The sequence below is a fragment of the Kribbella sp. VKM Ac-2569 genome (assembly GCF_004216905.1).
Lineage (GTDB): Bacteria > Actinomycetota > Actinomycetes > Propionibacteriales > Kribbellaceae > Kribbella.
In genome coordinates this window covers 104704-126655 of record NZ_SGXJ01000006.1, presented here as the reverse complement: position 1 = coordinate 126655, position 21952 = coordinate 104704, and the positions used below count along the sequence as shown (strand labels likewise).

Below are 21952 nucleotides of genomic sequence, written 5' to 3'. Positions count from 1 at the left end.
TTTCACCGGCATGTTCGCTGCTCCGAACCTCGTTGACCTGCGAGAGCTGGCCGTCCGGTTGGCGATCGCGGCGGGCGAGGAACTCCTGGCCCGTCAGCGGAGTCTGTCGATCGACGCGGCCGGTGTCGAGACCAAAAGCTCGGCCAACGACCCGGTCAGCGCGGCCGACCGCGCGTCCGAGAAGCTGATCGTCGACGGTCTGACCGCGGCCCGTCCCGGCGACGGACTCCTCGGTGAAGAAGGTGCTTCGCGCCGCTCGCGCACCGGCCTGACGTGGGTGATCGATCCCCTGGACGGCACGGTCAACTACCTCTACGGCCGCCTCGACTGGAGCGTGTCGATCGCCGTCGAGGACGAGAACGGTGCAGTCGTAGGCGTTGTTCACCAACCGCGCACCGGTACGACGTGGTCCGCCGTACGCGATGCCGGCGCCTTCCGGGACGACCAGCGGCTCGGGCCGTTGCGACGGGCTCCACTGGAGTCGGCTCTGGTGGCTACCGGCTTCTCGTACCTCCCGAATCGCCGGGCCGAGCAGGCAGCGCTTCTGCAAGACTTGCTGCCGGTCGTCCGCGACATCCGCCGCGGCGGATCGGCCGCCCTCGACCTGTGCTCGGTCTCCGACGGTACGGCGGACGCGTACTACGAGCACCTGATCCAGCCCTGGGACGTCGCCGCCGGTGCGCTGATCGCCCGCGAGGCCGGCGCCACCGTCGTCCGCGGACCTGAAACTGCTTTCCCACAAGGCATCCTGGCGTCCACGCCCCCAGTGGCCGCCGCGTTGCTCGAGCTACTGACGAGGAGGTCGGTGTGACGGTAGTTGACCTGCCGGCCCGGACCCATCCGGACGAACGAACGATTGCTGACGGCAATGATCAGCGGAAGCGCCGACGACGCCGCGAGTACGGGCTGTTCGCGTTGCTGGTCGCGCCGAACCTGCTGGTGATCGCGGTCTTCGCGTACTGGCCGATCATCTACAACGCGTTCCTCAGCCTGACCGACTGGAACATGATCGCGGCCCGCCCGAAGTTCGTGGGCCTGGCCAACTACGGCCGGACGCTGACCGACCCCGCGTTCCACAAGACGCTGTGGATCACGGTCGTGTTCACCGGGCTGATCGTGGTCGGCAGCCTCGTGATCGGGCTCGCGCTGGCGTTCCTGTTCAACCTGCCGCTGAAGGGCCGCGGTGCGGTCCGGACGATCGCGTTCGCGCCGCACATCCTGTCCGGTGCCGCGGTCGCGACCATCTGGGCGTTCATCTTCGACCCCGGGTACGGCCTGATGCGGGCGCTGATCGAGCCGTTCGGCGCCGAGCCGCCGGACTGGATGAACAGCTCCGACTGGGCCCTGCCGGGTCTGGTCATCGTCTACCTGTGGAAGAACGTCGGGTTCGCCGCGCTGATCTACCTGGCCGGCCTGCAGAGTCTGCCGAAGGAGCTCGACGAGGCGGCCGCGATCGACGGCGCGTCGACCTGGACGCGGTTCCGGTCGATCAAGCTCCCGTTGCTTGCCCCGATCACTTTCTTCCTGCTGATCACCACGGTGATCGGCACGTTCCAGGCGTTCGACGTGATCGCGGTGATGACCGGTGGCGGCCCTGGTGATGCCACCACCACGCTGAGCTGGTCGATCTACAACGAGGGCTTCCAGGCGTTCAACGCGGGCCGCGCGGCGACGCTGTCGATCATCATGTTCGTCATCCTGCTGGTCGTCACCACGGTGCAGGCCCGGGTGATGGAGAGGCGGGTGCACTACCGATGAAGACACGCGCGATCCAGTACGTCGTACTGATCGGTGTGGCGGCCGTGTTCCTCGGACCGCTGTACTGGTTGCTGTCCACGGCGTTCAAGCAGCCGACCCAGATCTACCAGTGGCCGCCCGCCTGGTGGCCGCACCTGACCTGGGAGAACTTCAGCCTGGCCTGGAAGGCCGCGCCGTTCGACCGGTTCTTCCTGAACTCCACGATCATCACCGTGATCGGGACCGCGTTGAAGGTGGTGAACGCCGTGCTGACGGCGTACGCCTTCGCCTACCTGCGGTTCCCGTTCAAGAAGATCCTGTTCTTCGCGGTGCTCGGCGCGATGATGGTGCCCGGCCACGTGACGCTGCTGCCGAATTACCTGACCGTCGCGACCCTCGGCTGGATCAACACCTACGCCGGCCTGATCATCCCCGGTATCGGGTCCGCCTTCGCGACGTTCCTGATGCGGCAGCACTTCCTCACCCTGCCCACAGAGGTGACGGACGCGGCCGCTGTCGACGGCGCCGGACACCTGCGCACGTTGTGGCGCGTCGTCCTGCCGATGTCGCGGCCGATGCTGATCACCGTCGTGGTGATCACCGCGGTCGAGGAGTGGAACAACTTCGTCTGGCCGCTGATCGTCACCAACACCGCCTCGATGCGGACGCTGCCCGTCGGGCTGCTGATCCTCAAGGACGAGGAAGGCCTCGCGGCCTGGGGAACGATCATGGCCGGCACGCTGCTGGTGCTCGCACCGATGCTGCTGATCTTCCTGATCGCCCAGCGCTACATCGTCGGTGGGATCACGGCCGGAGCTCTGAAGGGATGAGCATGCTCAAGCGCAGGATGTTCCTGGGGCTCGCGGCCGGCGCCACGCTGGCGGGCTGCGGCTACCGTTCGGTGGACGCGATCTACTCGCAGCCGGCCGGGTCCGTTCCGAAGCAGTACGCGAACCGCACGCGGGTCGTGTTCTGGTCGCCGTACGGCGGCGTGAACGGCAAGGCGGTCGACAAGCTCGTTGCCAAGTTCAACGACTCGCAGCAGGACGTGTACGTCGAGGTGCAGTTCCAGGGCAGCTACGACGACGTGGCGCAGAAGGTCGCGGCCGCGCTGGTCGCGAAGCAGGCGCCCGATCTCGCCGTACTGTCCGACGTCACCTGGGAACGGTTCTTCCTGAACGACGCGCTCGAACCGCTGAACGGCTACTTCACCGACGGTTTCGGGCCTGGGGTGTTCCAGGAGAAGCTGTTCGGGGAGTACGTCGTGAAGGGGCAGAGCTGGGCCGTTCCGTTCGCCCGCAGTACGCCGATCATGTACTACAACCGGGACGCGTTCGCGAAGGCCGGGCTGCCGGACCGGGTGCCGCGGACCTGGAGCGAGCTGCGGTCGTGGGTGCCCGAACTCGCGAAGGTGCAGTCCGGCGGGCGGTCGTTGCGGACGATCGCCTTCGCGAAGATCGACGGCGACTGGCAGTTCCAGGGCAACGTGTGGCAGTTCGGCGGCGCGTACTCCAAGGGCCTCGACGTCACCATCGACGAGGCCGGTGCGGTCGCCGCGGGCGACTGGCAGCGGGAGATGGTGCACGACCTCGGGGCGGCGTACATGGCGAGCAGCCCGAGTACGGACTTCGCGAACGGGCTGGTCGGCGTGATCCAGGAGTCGACCGGTGCGATGAAGACCATCGGTTCCAAGGCGAAGTTCAAGGTCGGCGCCGGGTTCATCCCGTCCGAGGTCGCGGCCGGGATCGCCACCGGCGGCGGCGGGATCGGGATGCTGCGGAACATCTCGACCGAGCGGAAACAGGCCGCGGCGACGTTCCTGCAGTTCCTCGCCCTGCCGGAGAACTCGGCGTGGTGGACGACGCAGACCGGCTACCTTCCGGTCGTGAACAAGGCCCGCGAGGACGCCGAGCTGAAGAAGCTGATCGCGGAGCAGCCGAACTACGGCGTCGCGATCGCGCAGCTGGAGAACGCGCGGCAGCAGGATGCGATCCGGCTGTACGGGCGGAACGCGAACGTGCAGATCTACACCGGGCTGCAGCAGATCTACGCCGACAACGCGCAGCCGAAGAAGGTTTTCGCCTCCGTCGCGCGCCGGCTCGACGTGATCGGCGACGAGGTGAAACGTCTCTACGAGGAGAAGGTGCTGTGATCATCACCGGCCACCGGGGCGCACTCGGGACCGAACCGGAGAACACGCTGCGCTCGTTCCGCCGGGCGGTCGCGGACGGCTGCGACGAGATCGAGCTCGACCTCCGTGTCAGCGCGGACGGCGAACTCGTGATCATGCACGACGCCACCGTCGACCGCACCACGTCGGGTTCGGGTGCGGTCGAGGAGCTGACGCTCGCCGAGCTGCGGGCCTTGGATGCCGGTCTTCGGGAGCAGGTCCCGACGTGGGCCGAGACGGTCGCGGCGATCGACGTACGGTTCCAGGCGGAGGTCAAGGCGGAGGCCGCCGTACCGCTGCTCGCCCAGTCGCTGAAGTCGGACCCGGCGTTGGCCGAGCGGACCCTGGTGACGTCGTTCCACCCGGAGATCCTGCTCGCCGTCCGTGAGGCGTTCCCGGACGTGACGACCGGCCACATCTTCGGCCGTACGCCGGACACCGCCGAGGTCATCACCCGTACCCGCGCAGCCGGCGCGAGCTGGTCCCTCTGCGGCATCGCCGGCCTCACCCCAGAAGCCGTCGCCGACCTCCACGCCGCCGGCCTCTCCGTCACCGCCTGGCCCGTCCCCGACGCCGACACCCTCACCAAGGCCACCGCCCTAGCCGTAAACGGCATCACCACCGACAACCCCCACCTGCTCCCACACCCCTAACCCACCCCGCCCAACTTTGGGCACCCACCAACCGTTTTGACGCCGTGAGAATGGTTGGTGGGTGCTCAAGGTGCCTCGGGCGGGTGGGCGGCGTGGTCGCGGTCACACGTTTCAACGTGTGAATATGTTCTTCCGTGGAACATAAATGTGTGATTGGCTCTTCCGCATGGGAATCAGCATCGGTGTGGTCGGAGCCGGCCAGTTCGCCCCTTCGTTCCTGCGGCTGTGGTCCGCGCATCCGGACGTGTCCGATGTGCGACTGACCGACGTCGTCCCGGAGCGGACGGCGGAGATGGCCGCCAAGCAGGGGATCACGGTGACGCATGCGTCGTTCGAGGAGATGCTCGAGTCGGACGTGGACGCGGTCGCGATCTTCACGCAGCGGTGGCTGCACGGCGAGATGGCGATCAAGGCGCTCGAGGCCGGCAAGCACGTGTACTCCACGGTCCCGATGGCGATCGAGGCGGACCAGATCGCGCGCATCATCGAGCTGGTGAAGGAGACCGGCCTCACCTACATGATGGGTGAGACGAGCTACTACTACCCGTCGTCGGTGTACTGCCGGAAGAAGCTGGCGGACGGCGAGTTCGGCCGGGTGTTCTACACCGAGGGCGACTACGTCCACGACATGGACCTCGGGTTCTACGCGGCGTACCAGTACTCCGGCGGCGACGACTGGAAGAAGACCGCGTCGTTCCCGCCGCTGCTCTACCCGACGCACGCCGTCGGCAACGTTCTCTCGGTGACCGGTCAGCACGCCACCCACGTGTCGGCGATCGGCGTCAAGGACGACCGCGGCGACGGCGTCTTCGACAAGGAGATCAGCCAGTTCGACAACGACTTCTCGAACGCGACCGCGCTGTTCAAGCTCGCCGACGGCGGGATCATGCGGACGAACGAGATGCGCCGCGTCGGGTACCCGTCGCACATCCGGGAGTCGCGGCTGCGGGTGTTCGGCACCGAGGGCAGCTTCGAGCAGCTCGCCACCACGACGCTGTGGCAGAACAAGCAAGGCGTCGAGGACGTCAGCCACCTGATGGAGACGAAGCCGAGCGGTTCCGGGGACGACGCCGACCTGGCGAACGTCGACCCGGCGCTGCGGGACGCGTTCCGATCCGGGCTGTCCCCGGTCCACGACCGCTCCCGCCTCCCGGAGGAGTTCGCCGGCCTGCACAACGGTCACGAGGGCTCGCACCACTTCCTCGCCGACGACTTCGTCCGCGCGGTCGCCGACAAGACCCTCCCGCCGATCAACGCCTGGGTCTCCGCCCGCTACACCCTCCCCGGCATCTACGCCCACCAGTCCGCCCTGCAAGGCGGCGTACAACTCGAGATCCCCGACCACGGCGACGCCCCGGAGTGATCTCCTGCCGATAAGATCCGGTATGGATCTGTTCGCCGGGATTTCTGTTCGGGACTACGACGTCGCGGTCGCCTGGTACGAGAAGCTTCTCGGGGCGCCGCCGAGTTTTCTGCCGAACGACATCGAGGCGGTGTGGGAGGTCGGGGAGCACCGGTACCTCTACATCGAGGTCGTTCCGGAGCATGCCGGCCATGCGCAGCACACGTTGTTCGTCGAGGACTTCGACGCCGCGCTCGGTGCGATCGCCGAGCGCGGCCTGGAGCCCGCCGTACGGGAGACATACGAGAACGGCGTACGGCATGCGACCTTCTACGATCCGGACGGCAACGAGGTCTCGTACGGCGGCGCGCCGGTGGAGTGACGTTACGGTACGGCGATGTGGTCCAGCTCGGACCACTGCAGGACTCGCGCGGTGATGCTCGGGTGGTGTTCGAGTTCTGCCCGGAGTAGTCGGTGGACGCCGTCCAGGATGGTGATGCGGTCGTCGGGGCGGTGGACGACGTCGATGGGGTGGCGGAGGTCGGCGGCGAGGGTGCGTTCGTACTGCGCCCGGTAGGTGACCGGATCCGCGGCGACCTGGCGGGGCGTGACCTGGAAGGGCCGGTCGTCGTACGCCCAGAACGGCAGGTCGAGATGGTGAGCCAGGCCGGCAACCCGCAGATCAACCGTCGGCAGGTCGAGGGCGTGCAGCCGTTCGACGTCCCAGTGGAAGTCGAGGATGTACGCCGTGAGCTCCGGCGGCACTGCCAGCGGGAAAGGGCGACGGGTCATTCGTAGAGGCGGCGCAACCGCAGGGTCATCGAGTTCTCGATGTGCCGGGTCATCGCCGACTCGGCCGCGGCCGGATCGCCCGAGGTGATCGCCTCGACCAGCACGCGGTGCTCGGTGAGGACCTCGGGGCCGATGTCGCGGTCGTAGTGCAACCGGAAGATGTGCAGGTGGCAGTGGGTCCGCTCGAAGGCCGATCGAACCTGCTCGCTCCCGGACAGCGACGCGATCAGCGAGTGGAACCGGTTGTCGTGCACGGTCAGCGACTTGTACCCGGCGTAGTCGATCGAGGTCGGCTCGACCGCGTTCGCCAGCTCGGCGCGCAACCGTTCCACGCCTTCGGGGGAGATCAGCTCGGCCGCCCGCCGCGCCGCCCACGGCTCGAGCAGGAGCCGGAACCGGTAGAGATCGTCGAACTCCTCGAGCGAGAGGAGCGGAGTGGCGCGATAACCCTTCAGGGGCTCCTTGACCGCCAGTCCTTCCGACTCCAACCGGGCCAGAGCCTCCCGCACCGGTGTCGACGACACCTGGAACTCCCGCGCGAGCCCGTCGATCGAGATCCGCGCCCCGGGCCGGATGACGTGGTCCATCAGCATCGTCTTGATGGCCTCGTACACGTCGTCGGCGAGCATCTGCCGCCGGAGCAGCCGCCGGTCCACCGGTGCCACTGGCTCGCTCATCTGGTGTCTCCGGAATCTGGTCGCGGGGTTGACCCCACCGTTCGGTTTCGGCAGGGTAACACTGGTAATCATGCATCATGCACGATTCGGGCGAGAGCAAGCTATGGGAAGGCACGAACGATGGTGAGGTTCGAACAGATCGGCGTCCTGCCCGAGCCCGGCGACAACGTCGCGATCGCCTCCCGGCGGCTGGACGCCGGCACGGAGGTTGAGCTCGACGGTACGACGATCACGCTGCCGCACACCGTGCTCGAAGGGCACCGCTTCGTGGTCGTTCCGGTTGCGACCGGCGACGCGCTGACCTCGTGGAACACCGCGTTCGCGCGCGCCTCCCGTGACCTGATCCCAGGCGACTACGTCTGTACGCCGACCAGCCTCGCAGCGGTTACCGCTCGCGGTGTGGACGGCCTGCCCGAGGCGCCGAGTGCGACCAACGAGCCGCTCGACCCGTTCGAGCTGGACGAGTCGGCGCTGCACTTCGGCGCCCAGGTGACGAGCGTCGAGCAGTCCGGCACGTTCCTCGGCTACCCCCGTGAGCAGGGCCCGGCCGGGACGCGAAATCACGTCGTACTGCTGGCGACCAGTTCGCGGAGCAGCGGGTTCGTCACCGAGTTGGCCCGGCGTTTCGACGGTGCGGCCGCGGGCGACGGTGTCGTACCGGTGGCGCACACCGAAGGCGGCGAGGACGAGGTCCCGAACAATCTGCACTTCCTGCTCGCCACGCTCGGCGGCTTCACGCTGAACCCGAACGTCGGCGCCGTCCTGATCGTCGACACCGAGGGTGATGTCGTCTCCGGCGAGGCGATCAAGAACTTCCTGGCCGAGAACGGCTACCCGTCGATCAAGGTGCCGCACGCCTACTTCACCCGCAGCGCAGGCTTCGAGCACGACCTGACGGCCGCCGGCGCGCTGATCGAGCCGTGGCTGCCGGTCGTCGACGCGCAGCAGCGCGAGGAGGTCCCGCTCGCGGACCTCAAGATCGCCTTGCAATGCGGCGGATCCGACGCCTTCTCCGGTATCTCGGCCAACCCGCTCGCCGGTCAGGTCAGCGCGGAGGTCATCCGGCACGGCGGTACGGCGGTGCTCGCGGAGACCGACGAACTGATCGGCGCCGAGCCGTACGTGCTGAAGAACGTCCGCGACCTCGCGACCGCCAAGCGCTTCCTGGCCACGATCAAGTCGTTCAAGGAACGCGTCGGCTGGCACGGGCACACGGCCGAGGGCAACCCGTCCGGCGGCAACGTGTACCGCGGGCTCTACAACATCGTGCTGAAGTCGATCGGCGCCGCGCGCAAACTGCCGCGCGAGGTCCGGCTCGACCACGTGATCGACTACGGCGAGCCGCTGCCCGGCGACGGCTACATTTTCATGGACAGCCCTGGCAACGACCTCGAGTCGGTCGCCGGCCAGATCGGAAGCGGCTGCAACCTGATCTTCTTCACCACCGGCAACGGGTCGATCACCAACTTCCCGTTCGTCCCGACGCTGAAGTTCGTCACCACGAGCGCGCGGTACGAGCGGTTGCACGCCGAGATGGACGTCGACGCCGGCAAGTACCTGACCGGTACGTCGATGGCGGACCTGACCGCGGAGACCTTCGATCTCGTGGTGCGTGTCGCGTCCGGTGAGAAGAGCGCGGGCGAGCGGGCCGGCCACAGCCAGGTGTCGATCTGGCGGAACTGGAAGCAGACCGGCCCGCGCGAGGGCATCTCGATCACCACCGACGGCCGAATGAGCCGAAAGCTCTCCGACCTCCCGGGCGAGGACCGCGACGCCCCGCTCGACGGGCTCCCGCACCGCGGCCTGACCTCCGACGGCCGCACGCTCGCCGAGCTGCTAAAGGTCGACGACCGGTTGGTGCCTGAGGCAGTTGGTCTGATCCTGCCGACCAGCCTCTGCTCCGGCCAGGTGGCCCTGCGGATCGCGGCTCAGGCGGAGTTGGAGAAGTGGGCCGGTGACGCCGTCACGCGGATGGTGGCGCTCCCGCACACCGAGGGTTGTGGCAGCAGCGGCGGCGCGTCCGAGGAGACGTTCGCGCGCATCATGCTCGGCTACCTTCTGCACCCGAACACGCGGATGGCCCTGCTTCTCGAGCACGGCTGCGAGAAGACGCACAACGACTACTTCCGGTCCCGGCTCGTCGAGGCGGGCAAGGATCCGTCCCGGTTCGGCTGGGCGAGCATCCAGGCGGACGGCGGTCTCGAAGCGGTCGGCGGCAGGGTTCGGGACTGGTTCAGCAGCTTCGACCTGTCGGCTCCGGTCGCGCAGTCCGGTGATCTCGGGGCGCTGACGATCGGCCTAGAGGCCCGCGGCCCGTTCTCGGACGAGACCGCCGAGGCGCTCGCGCTGATCGGCCGCGAGATCGTCGGCTCCGGCGGTTCCGTCGTACTGTCGTCACGTGGCGCGTTGCTGGCGCACGACGGATTCCGTACTGCGGCGTTCGGATCGGCGGACCCGGTGGGCCCGACGGTCGCGCACGGGCAGCGGTTCGCGGAGCCGGGGTGGCACGTGATGCGGATGCCGGGGACGGACTGGATGGAGACCGCGACCGGCTTCGGCGCGACGGGTGTCCAGCAGATTCTGGCGCATGTCGCGGGCGGCACCTTGTCCGCGCAGCGGTTCGTTCCGGTGGTCGAGTTCAGCAACGACCCGGAGACGGTCGCGACGTACGGCGACGACCTGGACGCGGTGGCCACCGGTGACGCGTCCGAACAGGCGCGGATCGGGCTGGACATCGTGGCTGCGGTCGCCGGTCGCCGGCTCGTTCCCAAGGCGGTTGCCTCCGGCAACGTCGGTTTCCAGATCACCCGTGGTCTGCTCGGTACGTCAATGTGAAAGGCCTGTCCATGCATTTGGTCCGCTATCTGTCCCCAGTCGACGGCCGCCCGACCCCTGGTGTGCGCACCGGGGACACGGTGGCTTCGCTGCCGGGCGTGAACAGTTTCGCCGAACTGCTCCGGCTCACCCGCGAGGAGCTGCAGGCGGAGGTCGACAAGGCCGGTGAGGCGGTGCCCGTCGAAGGGCTGACGTTCCTCCCGCCGATCGACGGTCGCGGCGAGGTGTGGTGCGCGGGCGTGACGTACGAGCGCTCGCGCGGTGCCCGGATGGAGGAGAGCAGCGAGCAGTCGGTCTACGACAAGGTCTACACCGCCGACCGGCCCGAGCTGTTCCAGAAGGCGCCGGCCTGGCGGGTGGTCGTCGACGGCGAGCCGGTCGGGATCCGGTCCGACTCCGGTCACGACGTACCCGAGCCGGAGCTGGCGGTCGTTGCCAACAGTCACGGTGAGATCGTCGGGTTCACGGTCTGCAACGACATGAGCTCGCGGTCGATCGAAGGCGTCAACCCGCTGTACGTGCCGCAGGCGAAGCTGTTCGCCGGCGGTTGTGCGCTGGCGTCGGGGATCCGGCCGGTCTGGGAGGTCGCGGACCCCAAGAAGCTCGGCATCAACCTGGTGATCCGTCGTGGCGGCGACGAGGTGTTCACCGGTACGACGTCCACCGAGAAGCTGGTCCGCGAGCTCCAGGACCTGATCGACGCACTGTTCCTGCCGAACGACTTCCCCGACGGCGTGATCCTCGCGACCGGCACCGGGATCGTCCCCGAGCTGGACTTCGCACTGGCCGAGGGCGATGTCATCACGATCACCATCGACGAGGTCGGCACCCTCACGAATACCGTGGCCGCAGGCCGGGAACCGTTCGCGTTCCTGGCAACCGACAACCTGGAGGGAATCCGATGACGCAGGACACCACCCCCGCCGAGCTCGAGCATGTCCTGGCAGCGGCGACTGCGGCGGCACCTGCCTTTGGTACGTCGGAGCCGGCCGTCCGGGCCGGGTGGATCCGCGCCGTTGCGGACGCGCTCGACGCGGCCTCCGACGAACTGGTGCCGATCGCGATGCGTGAGAGCTCGCTGCCGCAGGCGCGTCTGACCGGCGAGGTCGCCCGCAGCACCGGCCAGCTGCGGATGTTCGCAGACGCGCTCGAAGAAGGTTCCCTGCTGGAAGTCACCATCGACACCCTGGACCCGCAGGCCAAGCCGGTCCCGCGCCCGGACCTCCGCCGCGTCCTCGTCCCCCTCGGCCCGGTGCTGGTGTTTGCCGCCAGCAACTTCCCGTTCGCGTTCAGCGTCTGCGGTGGAGACACCGCGTCCGCGCTCGCGGCCGGTTGCCCGGTGATCGTCAAGGCGCACCCGGGTCACCCGGAGCTGTCCGCCCGGACCGCCGAGGTGATGATCGAGGCGCTGAAGGCAGCCGGTGCGCCGGACGGGACGTTCGGCCTGATCGCGGGCTTCGACGTCGGCGTCACGGCCCTCAAGGACCCGCGGATCACCGCAGCCGGCTTCACCGGTTCCGTCCCGGCCGGCAAGGCACTGCACCAGATCGCCGTGACGCGCCCGGAGCCGATCCCGTTCTACGGCGAGCTCGGCAGCCTGAACCCGGTCTTCGTCACCCAGGCAGCGATTGATGCCCGCGGCAAGGATATCGCGAGCGGGTACGTCGGTTCGTTCACGCTTGGCGTCGGACAGTTCTGCACCAAGCCCGGCCTGCTCTTCCTCCCGGCCGGCCACGGTCTGCAGGAACAACTGTCCGAGGCGGCCGGTGCCGTCGCCGAGGCGCCGATGCTGAACGACCGCATCAAGCACGGCTTCACCTCGGGCCTCGACCGGCTGGAGAAGGTCGACGGCGTACGCGTCTGGGCCTCCGGCGGCGCGACCCTCCTGCAGACCACGGTGACCGAGCTGCTCGCCCGCCGTGAAGAGATCCTCGAGGAGTGCTTCGGCCCCGTCTCGGTCGTCGTCGAGTACTCCTCGCCCGACGAGCTGCGCGCAGCCATCGAGGCTTTCGACGGCAACCTGACCGCGACGCTGCACGCGGAGGACGCGGACGCCGAGCTCGCGCGCGACCTGCTCCCGCTGCTGACCGCTCGTGCGGGCCGCGTTCTGTGGAACGGCTGGCCGACCGGGGTCGCAGTGTCGTGGGCCCAGCATCACGGCGGGCCGTTCCCGTCGACGGTCGGCTCGATCCACACCAGCGTCGGGGTGACCGCGGCGCGGCGGTTCCAGCGTCCGGTCGTGTACCAGGACGCTCCCGATGCGGTGCTGCCCGACGTACTGAAGGACTCGAACCCGGCCGGGATCACGCGCCGGGTGAACGGAACCGTGACCACAGGTGAGGTGTCGCGATGACTGATGTACCTCCGACCAACGACCCGGCCGAGGGTGACGTCCTGGCCGGTGAAGGGGCTCCGGCGTCGACCGGACGGCGGAGTTTCGACCACTGGTTCGGTGAGCACGGTCGCAACGGCTTCATCCACCGGTCGTGGATGAAGTCGCAGGGCTTCTCCGAGGAGGCGTTCGACGGGCGCCCGGTGATCGGCATCTGCAACACCTGGTCCGAGCTCACCCCGTGCAACGCGCACCTGCGCCGGCTCGCCGACTCGGTGAAGCGCGGCGTCTGGCAGGCCGGCGGGTTCCCGCTGGAGTTCCCGGTCATGTCGCTCGGCGAGACGCTGCTGCGGCCGACCGCGATGCTGTTCCGCAACCTGCTCAGCATGGACGTCGAGGAGTCGTTGCGCGGCAACCCGATCGACGGCGTCGTCCTGCTGACCGGCTGTGACAAGACGACGCCCGGCTCGATCATGGGCGCGGCCAGCGTCGATCTGCCGACCGTCGTCGTCACCGGCGGTCCCATGTTGAACGGTAAATTCCGCGGCTGCGACATCGGCTCCGGTACGGCGGTCTGGCGCTTCACGCAGGACCTCAACGCCGGCCGGATGTCGGCCGAGGACTTCGCGGCGGCCGAGGCCGGCCAGTCGCGCAGCAACGGCCACTGCATGACGATGGGCACGGCGTCCACGATGGCCTGCATGGCCGAGGCGCTCGGCCTGCAGCTGACCGGGTCCGCGGCGATCCCGGCGGTCGACTCCCGCCGGTATGTGATCGCGCAGAAGTCCGGGCAGCGGATCGTCGAGATGGTCAAGGAAGACCTGAAGATCAGCGACATCCTCACCCGCGACGCGTTCGCGAACGCGGTCCGGGCGAACGCGGCGATCGGCGGCTCGACGAACTTCGTCATCCACCTGCTCGCGATCGCCGGCCGGGTCGGCGTCGACGTGACGCTGGACGACATCGACGAGTGGGCGCGCGGCGTCCCGTGGCTGGTCGACCTGCAGCCGTCGGGCAAGTACCTGATGGAGGACTTCTACTACGCCGGCGGCCTGCCCGCGGTGCTGAAGGAGATCCTGCCGCTGCTCAAGACCGACGCGATCACGGTCACCGGCAAGACGATCGGCGAGAACGTCGCCAACGCGGAGCGGATCGAGGCGACGTACCCCGGTGCCGCTCCCGGCAGCGAGACGTACGCCGTGATCCGCCCGGTCGGCGATCCGCTCGGCAGTGGCGCGGGAACCGCCGTACTGAAGGGGAATCTCGCCCCGGACGGTGCGGTCATCAAGCAGTCGGCGGCGTCCGAGCGGTTGTCGCGGCACCGTGGCAAGGCGCTTGTGTTCAGCAGCATCGAGGACTACGACAAGGCGGTCGAGGATCCGGATCTCGACGTCGACGAGGACACTGTGCTGGTCCTGCAGAACGCGGGGCCGCGCGGGTACCCGGGGATGCCCGAGGTCGGCAACATGACGATCCCGCGCAAGCTCGCCGAGATCGGCGTCGACGACATGGTGCGGATCTCGGACGCGCGGATGAGCGGTACGGCGTACGGCACCGTCGTACTGCACGTCACGCCGGAGGCTGCCGTTGGTGGGCCGTTGGCGCTGGTGCGGACGGGGGACTGGATCGAGCTCGACGTACCGGCGCGGCGGCTGCATCTCGACGTACCGGACGAGGAGTTGGAGAAGCGGCGCGCCGACTGGCAGCCGCCCGCGCCGCCGACGGATCGCGGCTGGGCCCGCCTGTACGTCGACCACGTGACCCAGGCGAACCAGGGCTGCGACCTCGACTTCCTAGTAGGCCGCACCGGCTCCGCAGTCGCCCGCCAGAGCCACTGATGAGCTGGGGACCGTTCGAGGCGATCCGAGGGTTGCGGCCGTCGGGGACTCTCCCGCAGGTGACGCCGATCCGGCGGATTCTCTCGGATCTGCCGGTGTCGGCCGACCCGTACGCCGACGCGCGTGCGGCGCTCGAACCGCTCCGGGGACGGATCGTGCCGGACGCCCGGATCGCGGTGACCGCGGGCAGCCGGGGGATTCACGATCTGGTACCGGTGGTGAAGGCGGCCGTGGATTGGCTGCGGGACGTCGGCGCTGCGCCGTTCGTGATCCCCGCGATGGGTTCACACGGTGGCGCGACCGCCGACGGCCAGCGGGAGATGCTCGAAGGCCTCGGCATCACCCCGGAGACCGTTGGCTGTCCCATCGAAGCCACGATGGAGACCGTGGTCGTCGGCGCGCTGCCGGACGGCACCGAGGTCCACCACGACGCGATCGCCGCCAAGGCGGACGGCGTACTGCTGGTGAACCGGGTCAAACCGCACACCGACTTCCGGGGCCCGATCGAGAGCGGGATCGCGAAGATCCTCGCGATCGGACTTGGCAACCATCTCGGCGCGGCCTCCCTGCACGCCGGCGGCATCCCGTCGCTCGGCGCCAACATCGAGGCCGCTGCCCGGATGGTGGTTGCACAAGGCAAGATCCTCGGCGGCCTCGCGATCCTCGAGAACGCGCGCGAGCAGACCGCGTCGGTCGAGCTGCTCGCGGCCGACGGGATTGCCGAAGCGGCCGAGAACGCGTTGCTGCAAAGGGCTTCCAGCCTGCTCGGACGGCTGCCGTTCGACGAGCTCGACGTCCTGGTCGTCGACGAACTGGGCAAGGACAAGTCCGGCGCCGGCATGGACACCAACGTGATCGGCCGGTGCTGGGTGCACGGGATCCCCGAGTTCGAGTCGCCGACCATCGCCGCGATCAGCGTGCATTCGCTGTCGCCGGCCTCGCACGGCAACGCCTCCGGGCTCGGCCTCGCCGACGCGATCCCGGCCCGGTTGCTGGAACAGATCGACCTGCGGGCGAGCTACGTGAACGCGCTGACGTCGGGCGCCGGCGGTGCGCGCCGTTCGCGGTTGCCGATGGTGATGGAGGACGACGAGGCCGCCGTACTCGCGGCTGTGACGATGTGCGGACGGCGGGACTGGTCCGAGCTCCGGCTGGCCCGGATCAAGGACACGCTGTCGCCGAACGAGTTGATGGTGACGCCGGCGCTGCTGACCGAGGCGGCCGAACGATTCGACCTGGAGATCACCGGTACGGCGCGGGACCTGACGTCGGCCGGGCGACTCGGACCTTGGAGCGAGACATGAATCTTCGCGAAGCACGTGCCCTGCTTGCCGATCGTGGTTTCCGGCCGGGCGAGACGTCGACCCGTACGTTCCCCGACGGGTCGCCGTACAAGGTCGAGATCCCTTCCTGTGAAGGGCCGCGGGTGATGACTGCGGTGCTGGAGGAGGCCAAGTCTCGCGGCATCACGATCGACCGGGTGTCGCAGGGCAGCGGCGTGATGATGCTGACCGACGGCGAGATCGAGGAGATGCTGTCGCTCGGCGCCTCGTCGGGCGTCGAGGTGTGTCTGTTCCTCGGGCCGCGGGGTTCTTGGGATATCGGCGGTCAGGCGAAGGTGTCGGCCGCGGTCGGTGGTGTTGCGCGGGGCAACGAGCAGGTGGCGGCATCGTTGTGTGACGCGTTCCGCGCGGTCGAGCTCGGCGTACGGAGCTTGCTGGTCGGCGATATCGGCGTACTCGAGATCCTGGGGCAGTTGAAGATCGAGGGTGAGCTGCCTGCGGACTTGGTGCTGAAGACCTCGGTGTTGATGCCGTTGCCCAATGCACCTACTGCTCGGCTGTACGAGCGTCTTGGCGCGACCAGCCTGAACGTATCGACCGACCTGCCGGTGCCGGTGCTCGCGGAGATCCGGTCGGTGACGACGGTCCCGATCGACATGTACATCGAGGTCCCCGACGACCAGGGCGGCCACGTCCGCTTCTACGACGTACCGGAGATCGTCCGGACCGCGGCGCCCGTTTATCTGAAGATGGGGCTGCGGAACGCACCGAACATCTACCCGGTCGGGGCGCATTTGATCGGTACTGCGGAAGCACTCGGACGGGAACGTGTCCGGCGAGCGGAGCTGATCCTGCGGTTGCTCGCGGAGCAAGATGAGGGATGAGCTCGTGGACCGGCTGCGGTCGGTCCTCGGAGATGACGCTGTCGTCGACGATCCCGACGTACTGGACAGTCATCGCAACGATCACGCGAAGTTCTGCACCGCCGGGGTACCGCGGGCGCTCGTGCGTCCGTCGTCGACCGCGGAGGTCGTCGAGGTGGTTCGGGCTGCTGGTGAGCTCGGCGTCCCGATCGTGACGCAGGGCGCGCGTACCGGGCTTTCGGGTGCGGCGAATGCGATCGACGGGTGTTTGCTGCTGTCGACGTCGCGTATGGCGCAGATCCTGGAGATCTCGGCCGAGGACCAGGTTGCGGTGGTCCAGCCGGGCGTGGTGAACGCTCAGTTGTCGCGCGCTGTGCTGGACCAGGACCTGTTCTATCCGCCCGATCCGTCGTCGTGGGAGATGTCGACGGTCGGCGGGAACATCGCGACGAATGCGGGCGGGTTGTGTTGCGTGAAGTACGGCGTGACCGCGGACTTCGTGCGCGGCCTCGAAGTGGTGCTGGCGTCCGGTGAGGTGGTGCGCACCGGGCGGCGGTCGGCGAAGGGCGTCGCCGGGTACGACCTCACGCGGCTGATCGTCGGGTCCGAGGGCACTCTCGGGGTGGTGACCGAGGCGACGCTGGCGTTGCGCCCGGCGCCCGAGGCGGCGTTGACCGCGGCGGCGACGTTCCGTTCCGTCGAGGACGGGATCGCGGCCGCTGCGGCCGTGATGGCCTCGGGTCTGCGTCCGTCGTTGCTCGAGTTCCTGGATCAGCCGACGCTGCGGGCGATCCAGGACTACCGGGACATGGGCCTCCCGGAGGATGTCGGCTCGATGTTGCTTGCCCAGTCCGACCGTGGGTCGCGTGCTGCCGAGGACGTCGGGCGGATCGCGGAGATCTGCACGGCGCACGGCGCGATCGACGTCGCCGAGGCGTCCGACGCGGAAGAGTCCGGCATGCTGCTCGAGGCGCGCCGGCTGGTGAACTCCGCGCTGGAGCCGTTGGGTACGACGCTGATCGACGACGTCGCCGTACCGCGGTCGCAGCTGATCACGCTGCTGCGCGGGATCGCGGAGATCGGCGCGAAGTACGACGTACTGATTTGTTGCCCGGGGCATGTAGGTGACGGGAACATGCACCCGACCGTGGTCTTCGACCCCGCCGACGCGGCGGCTGAGGCGCGGGCGCTGGAGGCGTTCGGCGCGGTGATGCAGCTGGGGCTGCGGCTCGGCGGGACGATCACCGGCGAGCACGGGATCGGGACTCTGAAGGCGCGCTGGCTGGAGACCGAGCTCGGGCCGGTCGGCCTCGAACTGCATCGGCGGATCAAGGCTGCGTTCGATCCCGGGAACTTGTTCAATCCTGGAAAGGTGCTGCTGTGATCGATGCTTCCGCCGTACGCCCGTCGCCGCGGCAGCTCGCATGGCAGCGGCAGGTGCAGACCGCGTTCGTGCACTTCGGGCCGAACACCTTCACGGACCTGGAGTGGGGGACCGGCGTCGACGATCCGGCGGTGTTCGATCCTTCGTCGCTGGACTGTTCGCAGTGGGTTGCTGCGTTGGTGTCCGCGGGGTTCAAGAGCGTGATCCTGACGGCCAAGCACCATGACGGGTTCTGTTTGTGGCCGAGCAAGTACCTGCCGCATACCGTTGCCGCGTCGCCGTATCAGGGCGATGTCGTCGCGGAGCTGTCGGCCGCTTGCCAGGCTGGTGGGCTCGGGTTCGGGGTGTATCTGTCGCCGGCGGACCTCTATCAGGAGAAGGCGCCTGGTGGGTACTACGGCAACGGCAGTCCTGCTGTCGCTTCGCAGATCGGCGAATTCTCGTACGTCGTGGACGACTACAACCGGTTCTATCTTCAGCAGTTGCACGAACTGCTCACGTCGTACGGGCCGATCGCCGAGGTCTGGCTGGACGGGGCGAATCCGACGAGCAGTGCGCAGAGCTATTCGTACGAGGCGTGGTTCGATCTGATCCGGCGGCTCGCGCCCGACGCGACGATCGCGATCGGTGGGCCGGACGTGCGGTGGGTCGGCAACGAGGACGGGTTCGCGCGGGAGACGGAGTGGAGCGTCGTACCGTTCCTGAACGGGCAGATGGTGGCTGATCAGACGGCGCGTTCTGTGGCCGGGCCTGATGAGTTGGCTCAGGCTGACGAGCTGCGGTGGTATCCGGCTGAAGTCGACGTGTCGATCCGGCCCGGGTGGTTCTACCACGCGTCCGAGGACGCGGCGGTGAAGTCGTTGCCGGAGCTCCTGGACATCTATCGCAAGTCGGTCGGGCGGAACGCCGCACTGCTGCTGAACATCCCGCCTGATCGCCGTGGGTTGTTCGCGGATCCGGATGTGGAGGCGCTGGCCGCGTTCGGTGTGGCGGTGCGGCAGTACTACAACACCCCGGTCGCGCTGCCGGGCGAGGTGAACGTGCTTGACCTGCGCGAGGACATCACGGCCGGTCAGCAGGTCGAATCGTTCGCCGTGGACGCTTTGGTTGATGGTGCGTGGACCGAGATCGCCCGCGGTACGACGATCGGCCATCGGCGGCTGCTCACGCTGGACTCACCAATCACGCCGGACGACGTACGGGTGCGCGTCCTGTCCGCCCGCGCCGAGACCGCCGTCTCCCTGGCGGTCCACTTCGACCCGCTGCTGTCCGACCGCTGAGTCCCCCTGCCTGGAGTCGAACCAGGAACCGAGCCTTCGGAGGGCCCGGCGAGATTCCGTCACCAGGGGGGTTCAGGTCAGGCGGACGAGCGCGCCGCCTGCGGTGATGCCGATCGAAGTGCGTACGCCGGCGACGCTCAGGTCGACCACGTACGTCGTACCGGACCAGCGGGTCGCGTACGTGACAGCACCAGAGGCCTTGACCGGTGCGATGAACGACAGGATCGACGCCGTGGTGCCGGACCGCGCGAACATCAGCGTCGGCGCCGACAGCCGGGTGTTGATGTTCGGATACGTCCAGCCCTGGATCGGCTGCGTCTGCGCCTGCTTGAGCAGGATCGCCCCCGGCGGCAGCGCCTGCCGATACGGCACCTGGAACAGGATCGTCCGGGTGTCCTCACCCGGCTTCCTCGCCAGGGCAGTCGTCCGCGAGTAGACCGTCGCCTGCTGGTCCGCCGGCAGGTGCCACAACGTCTGGAACTGCTGGGCGGTCTTGGAGGATGCGCGGTCGAGCGTGACGACCAGGTCCGGATTGTTGAGCACGAGGACGCCGCGGACGCGGCTGATGCCGGTCCCGGGTACGTCGGAGAACTCGAAGAAGTCGGCGTTCGGCTTCAGCTGGGACCGGGTCAGCTTCGTCGCCGGCAGTAGGTCGGCCGACAGCGGCGTCGTCATCGCACTGCTCGCGAACGGGCTCTTCGCCCAGGTCCGCCAGACGTCGTTCTGGTAGCCGGCGTGACCGCCGTCGATCAGGATGTCCCGCCCGCGGGCGGTATAGGTGAGCGACGTGTGGTCACTGTGACCGTGCAGTTGCCGCGCCGGCCCGTACCGGATGCTGTACGACGCTTGGTCCGCGAACTTGCCCCACCCGGATCGGCCGAAGACGTAGCCCGCCGAGAACATGCCGACGCGCTGGGTCGGCGCGATCCCGGTCGCGCCGAGGCTTCCGGCGTACTCGAGAGGTGTTCCGGCGACAGCCGTCGTACGGACGACCTCGGAGTCGCCGAGTTGGTGCAGGTTGCCCAGCGAGTTCGTGGCCAGGGCGAGCCAGTTCGCCAGCAGGGCGCGGCGTGCGGGGATCGTCGTACCGGGGTCGGCGCCACAGGCTCGCAGTACGTCGACGGCACGGCCCCAGAGGGAGTAGTTGAACTGCGCGTAGGCGGTCGACTGCTCGTTGGTCGAACCCTCGCTGTCGATCGAGGTCGTGATGCCGGCGTTCAGGCGCTGCTGTGCGAGCGTCATGTAGTCGGAGCGGTCGAGCGTGCAGCCGACGCCGAACAGCGCGACGCTCTCGTCGGTGCCGTGGTTCCAGGCGCCGCTCCAGTTGTTGACCAGGAACCTGGCGTGGTCGAGCAGCGCCGTGTCGAGCCAGCCGTACTGTGGCGGGAGCGTGGTCATGTGCAAACCGGCGAGGACCGCCTGCCGGGTGCAGATGATCACGTTCGTGCGGTGCATCGTCGACTCCCAGGCGCCGATGTCTGCCTTCCAGGAGTACGGGTTGTCGCGGACCCAGTCCTTGACGATCGTCGTCACGTGGTCGATCGCGGCGGCGTCACCCTGTCCTGCGGCGGTGATTCCTTGGCCGAGCCAACGAAGCGAGTGGAACCACATGTACCAGCTGGGGTTCTTGTACGGGTTGAGTTTCCAGTTGATGTTGCCGGCGCCGTCACCAACCTTGTAAGGCTTGAATCCGCCCCACGAGTAGGTGTCCTGCAGGACGTACGACAGCGGTGTCGCGTCGTCGACGGTGCTGAAGCCGGGGCAGGTGTACGTACCGCCTGCCCCGGCAGTTGCCGCTTGGGCGCTCTTCGCCGACACGCCGGTCGCCGGGATCACGTTCGTTGCCCCCGGCACGAATTGCGCTGCCTCCGGCTCCGGTAGATCCGCGGCGATCGCGATCCCGGGCTCGGGCCCGGCCGCTGCGGCTCCGCCGGCGCCTGCCAGCCCCGCGGCGACCAGCCCGAACACCGACAACCATCTGATCATGCGTTTTCCCCACCCGCTCGCCCGCGGCCCCCCAGCCGGCGGTGACAACCTGTACACCCGCCACGATGGTCAGAGGGCGGAGAAAGTTGCGGTGGGCTTCTTTTTGCTGGGGGGCGTGACCGAGTGACTACTCCTCGACGGCGACGACGCGGGTCCAGTCGGAGCAGTCGGCTTCGCACCACACGTGATCGCCGGCGTGGGCGATCCGGTCTCGCTGCACATGCCCGCAGGCAAGCCGTACCCGGCGCAGCGCATGACCCTGCTTCACTGGAGCACCGGTCCTGCCGCCAGGCACTCTCTTCCTGTTCCTGAGGTCGGCCATGGCCGGTCCTCCTCTCTTGTCATATCTGTTGGTCTTGCGTGCAGAAGGCAGGATTCGAACCTGCTCAGCGCGTGGCAACGGGTTTACAGCCCGCCCCGCCTCTCCAACGACGGCGCTTCTGCTCATCGCCTGGGGAGGTAGCGACCGACCCTTTCCGAGTAGCGCTCGTACTCGTCCCCGAAACTCTCTTGCAGCCGGTGTTCCTCCCGGACAACATCCCGGTGGATCCACAGGCCAGCGGCAGGCAGGGTCGCCAACGTCCACCCCGACCCGGTCGCCAGTCCGATGCCCAGGTACGCCAGCGCCCATCCGACGTACATCGGATTTCGGCTCAGTGCATACGGCCCGCTGGTGACGAGCCTTTCGGGGCTGGAGAGGTCAGTGGTTCGTGCTGCTCGCACCGCGGTCGCGATGACCAGGCTTCCGGCGGCGATGAGCGACCATCCGGCGGGGTGTTT

19 protein-coding genes and 1 tRNA gene are annotated in these 21952 nt (G+C 68.3%); 15 read left to right on the top strand and 5 right to left on the bottom strand.

Going from position 1 to position 21952, the window contains the following annotated elements:
- The first annotated feature begins 10 nt into the window (after positions 1–10).
- From EV649_RS34680 to EV649_RS34650, 7 genes are all read left to right on the top strand, one after another.
- Complete coding sequence (locus EV649_RS34680; protein ID WP_130387922.1) at positions 11–811, top strand: inositol monophosphatase family protein; 801 nt, start codon at positions 11–13, stop codon at positions 809–811.
- On the top strand, positions 808–1758 hold the full coding sequence (locus EV649_RS34675) for a sugar ABC transporter permease (RefSeq protein WP_241999066.1): 951 nt from the start codon (positions 808–810) through the stop codon (positions 1756–1758). Before EV649_RS34680 ends, EV649_RS34675 begins: the two co-directional genes overlap by 4 nt.
- A complete protein-coding gene (locus EV649_RS34670; RefSeq protein WP_130387921.1) occupies positions 1755–2567 on the top strand; it encodes a carbohydrate ABC transporter permease in 813 nt (270 codons plus the stop codon). The genes EV649_RS34675 and EV649_RS34670 overlap by 4 nt, the downstream gene beginning before the upstream one ends.
- 2 nt (positions 2568–2569) lie before the next feature.
- Entirely contained in the window at positions 2570–3889 is a 1320-nt protein-coding gene (locus EV649_RS34665) for an ABC transporter substrate-binding protein (protein ID WP_157996368.1), read from the top strand.
- Entirely contained in the window at positions 3886–4560 is a 675-nt protein-coding gene (locus EV649_RS34660) for a glycerophosphodiester phosphodiesterase family protein (RefSeq protein WP_130387919.1), read from the top strand. Before EV649_RS34665 ends, EV649_RS34660 begins: the two co-directional genes overlap by 4 nt.
- 166 nt (positions 4561–4726) lie before the next feature.
- Positions 4727–5923, top strand: a complete 1197-nt coding sequence (locus EV649_RS34655) for a Gfo/Idh/MocA family oxidoreductase (protein WP_130387918.1) — start codon at positions 4727–4729, stop codon at positions 5921–5923.
- A 22-nt stretch (positions 5924–5945) separates the two neighbouring features.
- Positions 5946–6284, top strand: coding sequence for a VOC family protein (locus tag EV649_RS34650; RefSeq protein ID WP_130387917.1), 339 nt, complete (start codon positions 5946–5948; stop codon positions 6282–6284).
- 2 nt (positions 6285–6286) lie between these two features.
- Here the strand turns inward: EV649_RS34650 and EV649_RS34645 are convergent, their stop codons facing one another.
- On the bottom strand, positions 6287–6694 hold the full coding sequence (locus EV649_RS34645; RefSeq protein ID WP_130387916.1) for a hypothetical protein: 408 nt from the start codon (positions 6692–6694) through the stop codon (positions 6287–6289).
- A complete protein-coding gene (locus tag EV649_RS34640; protein WP_130387915.1) occupies positions 6691–7371 on the bottom strand; it encodes a GntR family transcriptional regulator in 681 nt (226 codons plus the stop codon). Before EV649_RS34640 ends, EV649_RS34645 begins: the two co-directional genes overlap by 4 nt.
- 120 nt (positions 7372–7491) lie before the next feature.
- On the opposite strand from EV649_RS34640, the gene EV649_RS34635 reads away from it, so the two are divergent.
- The 8 genes from EV649_RS34635 to EV649_RS34600 are packed head-to-tail and all read left to right on the top strand — an operon-like array spanning position 7492 to position 19186.
- Entirely contained in the window at positions 7492–10206 is a 2715-nt protein-coding gene (locus EV649_RS34635) for a UxaA family hydrolase (protein ID WP_130387914.1), read from the top strand.
- A gap of 11 nt (positions 10207–10217) precedes the next feature.
- A complete protein-coding gene (locus EV649_RS34630; RefSeq protein ID WP_130387913.1) occupies positions 10218–11111 on the top strand; it encodes a fumarylacetoacetate hydrolase family protein in 894 nt (297 codons plus the stop codon).
- Positions 11108–12559 carry an aldehyde dehydrogenase (NADP(+)) gene (locus EV649_RS34625; RefSeq protein ID WP_130387912.1) on the top strand — a complete coding sequence of 484 codons (1452 nt, stop codon included), beginning with the start codon at positions 11108–11110 and terminating at the stop codon, positions 12557–12559. The genes EV649_RS34630 and EV649_RS34625 overlap by 4 nt, the downstream gene beginning before the upstream one ends.
- Positions 12556–14376 (top strand): IlvD/Edd family dehydratase, encoded by a 1821-nt coding sequence (locus tag EV649_RS34620; RefSeq protein WP_130387911.1) that lies wholly within the window; start codon positions 12556–12558, stop codon positions 14374–14376. Before EV649_RS34625 ends, EV649_RS34620 begins: the two co-directional genes overlap by 4 nt.
- Positions 14376–15680, top strand: a complete 1305-nt coding sequence (locus tag EV649_RS34615; protein ID WP_130387910.1) for a DUF2088 domain-containing protein — start codon at positions 14376–14378, stop codon at positions 15678–15680. Before EV649_RS34620 ends, EV649_RS34615 begins: the two co-directional genes overlap by 1 nt.
- Complete coding sequence (locus tag EV649_RS34610; protein ID WP_130387909.1) at positions 15677–16543, top strand: U32 family peptidase; 867 nt, start codon at positions 15677–15679, stop codon at positions 16541–16543. The genes EV649_RS34615 and EV649_RS34610 overlap by 4 nt, the downstream gene beginning before the upstream one ends.
- The gene (locus EV649_RS34605) at positions 16533–17906 is read left to right on the top strand and encodes an FAD-linked oxidase C-terminal domain-containing protein (protein ID WP_130387908.1); all 1374 of its coding nucleotides are present in this window, start codon (positions 16533–16535) and stop codon (positions 17904–17906) included. The genes EV649_RS34610 and EV649_RS34605 overlap by 11 nt, the downstream gene beginning before the upstream one ends.
- Entirely contained in the window at positions 17903–19186 is a 1284-nt protein-coding gene (locus EV649_RS34600; RefSeq protein ID WP_157996367.1) for an alpha-L-fucosidase, read from the top strand. Before EV649_RS34605 ends, EV649_RS34600 begins: the two co-directional genes overlap by 4 nt.
- A gap of 72 nt (positions 19187–19258) precedes the next feature.
- Here the strand turns inward: EV649_RS34600 and EV649_RS34595 are convergent, their stop codons facing one another.
- From EV649_RS34595 to EV649_RS34585, 3 genes are all read right to left on the bottom strand, one after another.
- A complete protein-coding gene (locus EV649_RS34595) occupies positions 19259–21172 on the bottom strand; it encodes a heparinase II/III family protein (protein ID WP_130387906.1) in 1914 nt (637 codons plus the stop codon).
- 127 nt (positions 21173–21299) lie between these two features.
- Entirely contained in the window at positions 21300–21440 is a 141-nt protein-coding gene (locus EV649_RS34590) for a hypothetical protein (RefSeq protein WP_241999057.1), read from the bottom strand.
- Positions 21441–21533: 93 nt separating this feature from the next.
- A tRNA-Tyr gene (locus tag EV649_RS34585) sits at positions 21534–21616 on the bottom strand.
- Between the last annotated feature and the right edge of the window lie 336 nt (positions 21617–21952).

What these genes read in the sequence shown, in the direction of transcription:
- EV649_RS34670 (WP_130387921.1), top strand. Translation starts at nt 1,755, where the DNA reads ATGAAGACACGCGCGATCCAGTACGTCGTACTGATCGGTGTGGCGGCC.
- EV649_RS34665 (WP_157996368.1), top strand. Translation starts at nt 2,570, where the DNA reads ATGCTCAAGCGCAGGATGTTCCTGGGGCTCGCGGCCGGCGCCACGCTG.
- EV649_RS34615 (WP_130387910.1), top strand. Translation starts at nt 14,376, where the DNA reads ATGAGCTGGGGACCGTTCGAGGCGATCCGAGGGTTGCGGCCGTCGGGG.
- EV649_RS34620 (WP_130387911.1), top strand. Translation starts at nt 12,556, where the DNA reads ATGACTGATGTACCTCCGACCAACGACCCGGCCGAGGGTGACGTCCTG.
- EV649_RS34625 (WP_130387912.1), top strand. Translation starts at nt 11,108, where the DNA reads ATGACGCAGGACACCACCCCCGCCGAGCTCGAGCATGTCCTGGCAGCG.
- EV649_RS34635 (WP_130387914.1), top strand. Translation starts at nt 7,492, where the DNA reads ATGGTGAGGTTCGAACAGATCGGCGTCCTGCCCGAGCCCGGCGACAAC.
- EV649_RS34640 (WP_130387915.1), bottom strand. Translation starts at nt 7,371, where the DNA reads ATGAGCGAGCCAGTGGCACCGGTGGACCGGCGGCTGCTCCGGCGGCAG.
- EV649_RS34655 (WP_130387918.1), top strand. Translation starts at nt 4,727, where the DNA reads ATGGGAATCAGCATCGGTGTGGTCGGAGCCGGCCAGTTCGCCCCTTCG.
- EV649_RS34630 (WP_130387913.1), top strand. Translation starts at nt 10,218, where the DNA reads ATGCATTTGGTCCGCTATCTGTCCCCAGTCGACGGCCGCCCGACCCCT.
- EV649_RS34610 (WP_130387909.1), top strand. Translation starts at nt 15,677, where the DNA reads ATGAATCTTCGCGAAGCACGTGCCCTGCTTGCCGATCGTGGTTTCCGG.
- EV649_RS34605 (WP_130387908.1), top strand. Translation starts at nt 16,533, where the DNA reads ATGAGGGATGAGCTCGTGGACCGGCTGCGGTCGGTCCTCGGAGATGAC.
- EV649_RS34645 (WP_130387916.1), bottom strand. Translation starts at nt 6,694, where the DNA reads ATGACCCGTCGCCCTTTCCCGCTGGCAGTGCCGCCGGAGCTCACGGCG.
- EV649_RS34595 (WP_130387906.1), bottom strand. Translation starts at nt 21,172, where the DNA reads ATGATCAGATGGTTGTCGGTGTTCGGGCTGGTCGCCGCGGGGCTGGCA.
- EV649_RS34680 (WP_130387922.1), top strand. Translation starts at nt 11, where the DNA reads ATGTTCGCTGCTCCGAACCTCGTTGACCTGCGAGAGCTGGCCGTCCGG.
- EV649_RS34650 (WP_130387917.1), top strand. Translation starts at nt 5,946, where the DNA reads ATGGATCTGTTCGCCGGGATTTCTGTTCGGGACTACGACGTCGCGGTC.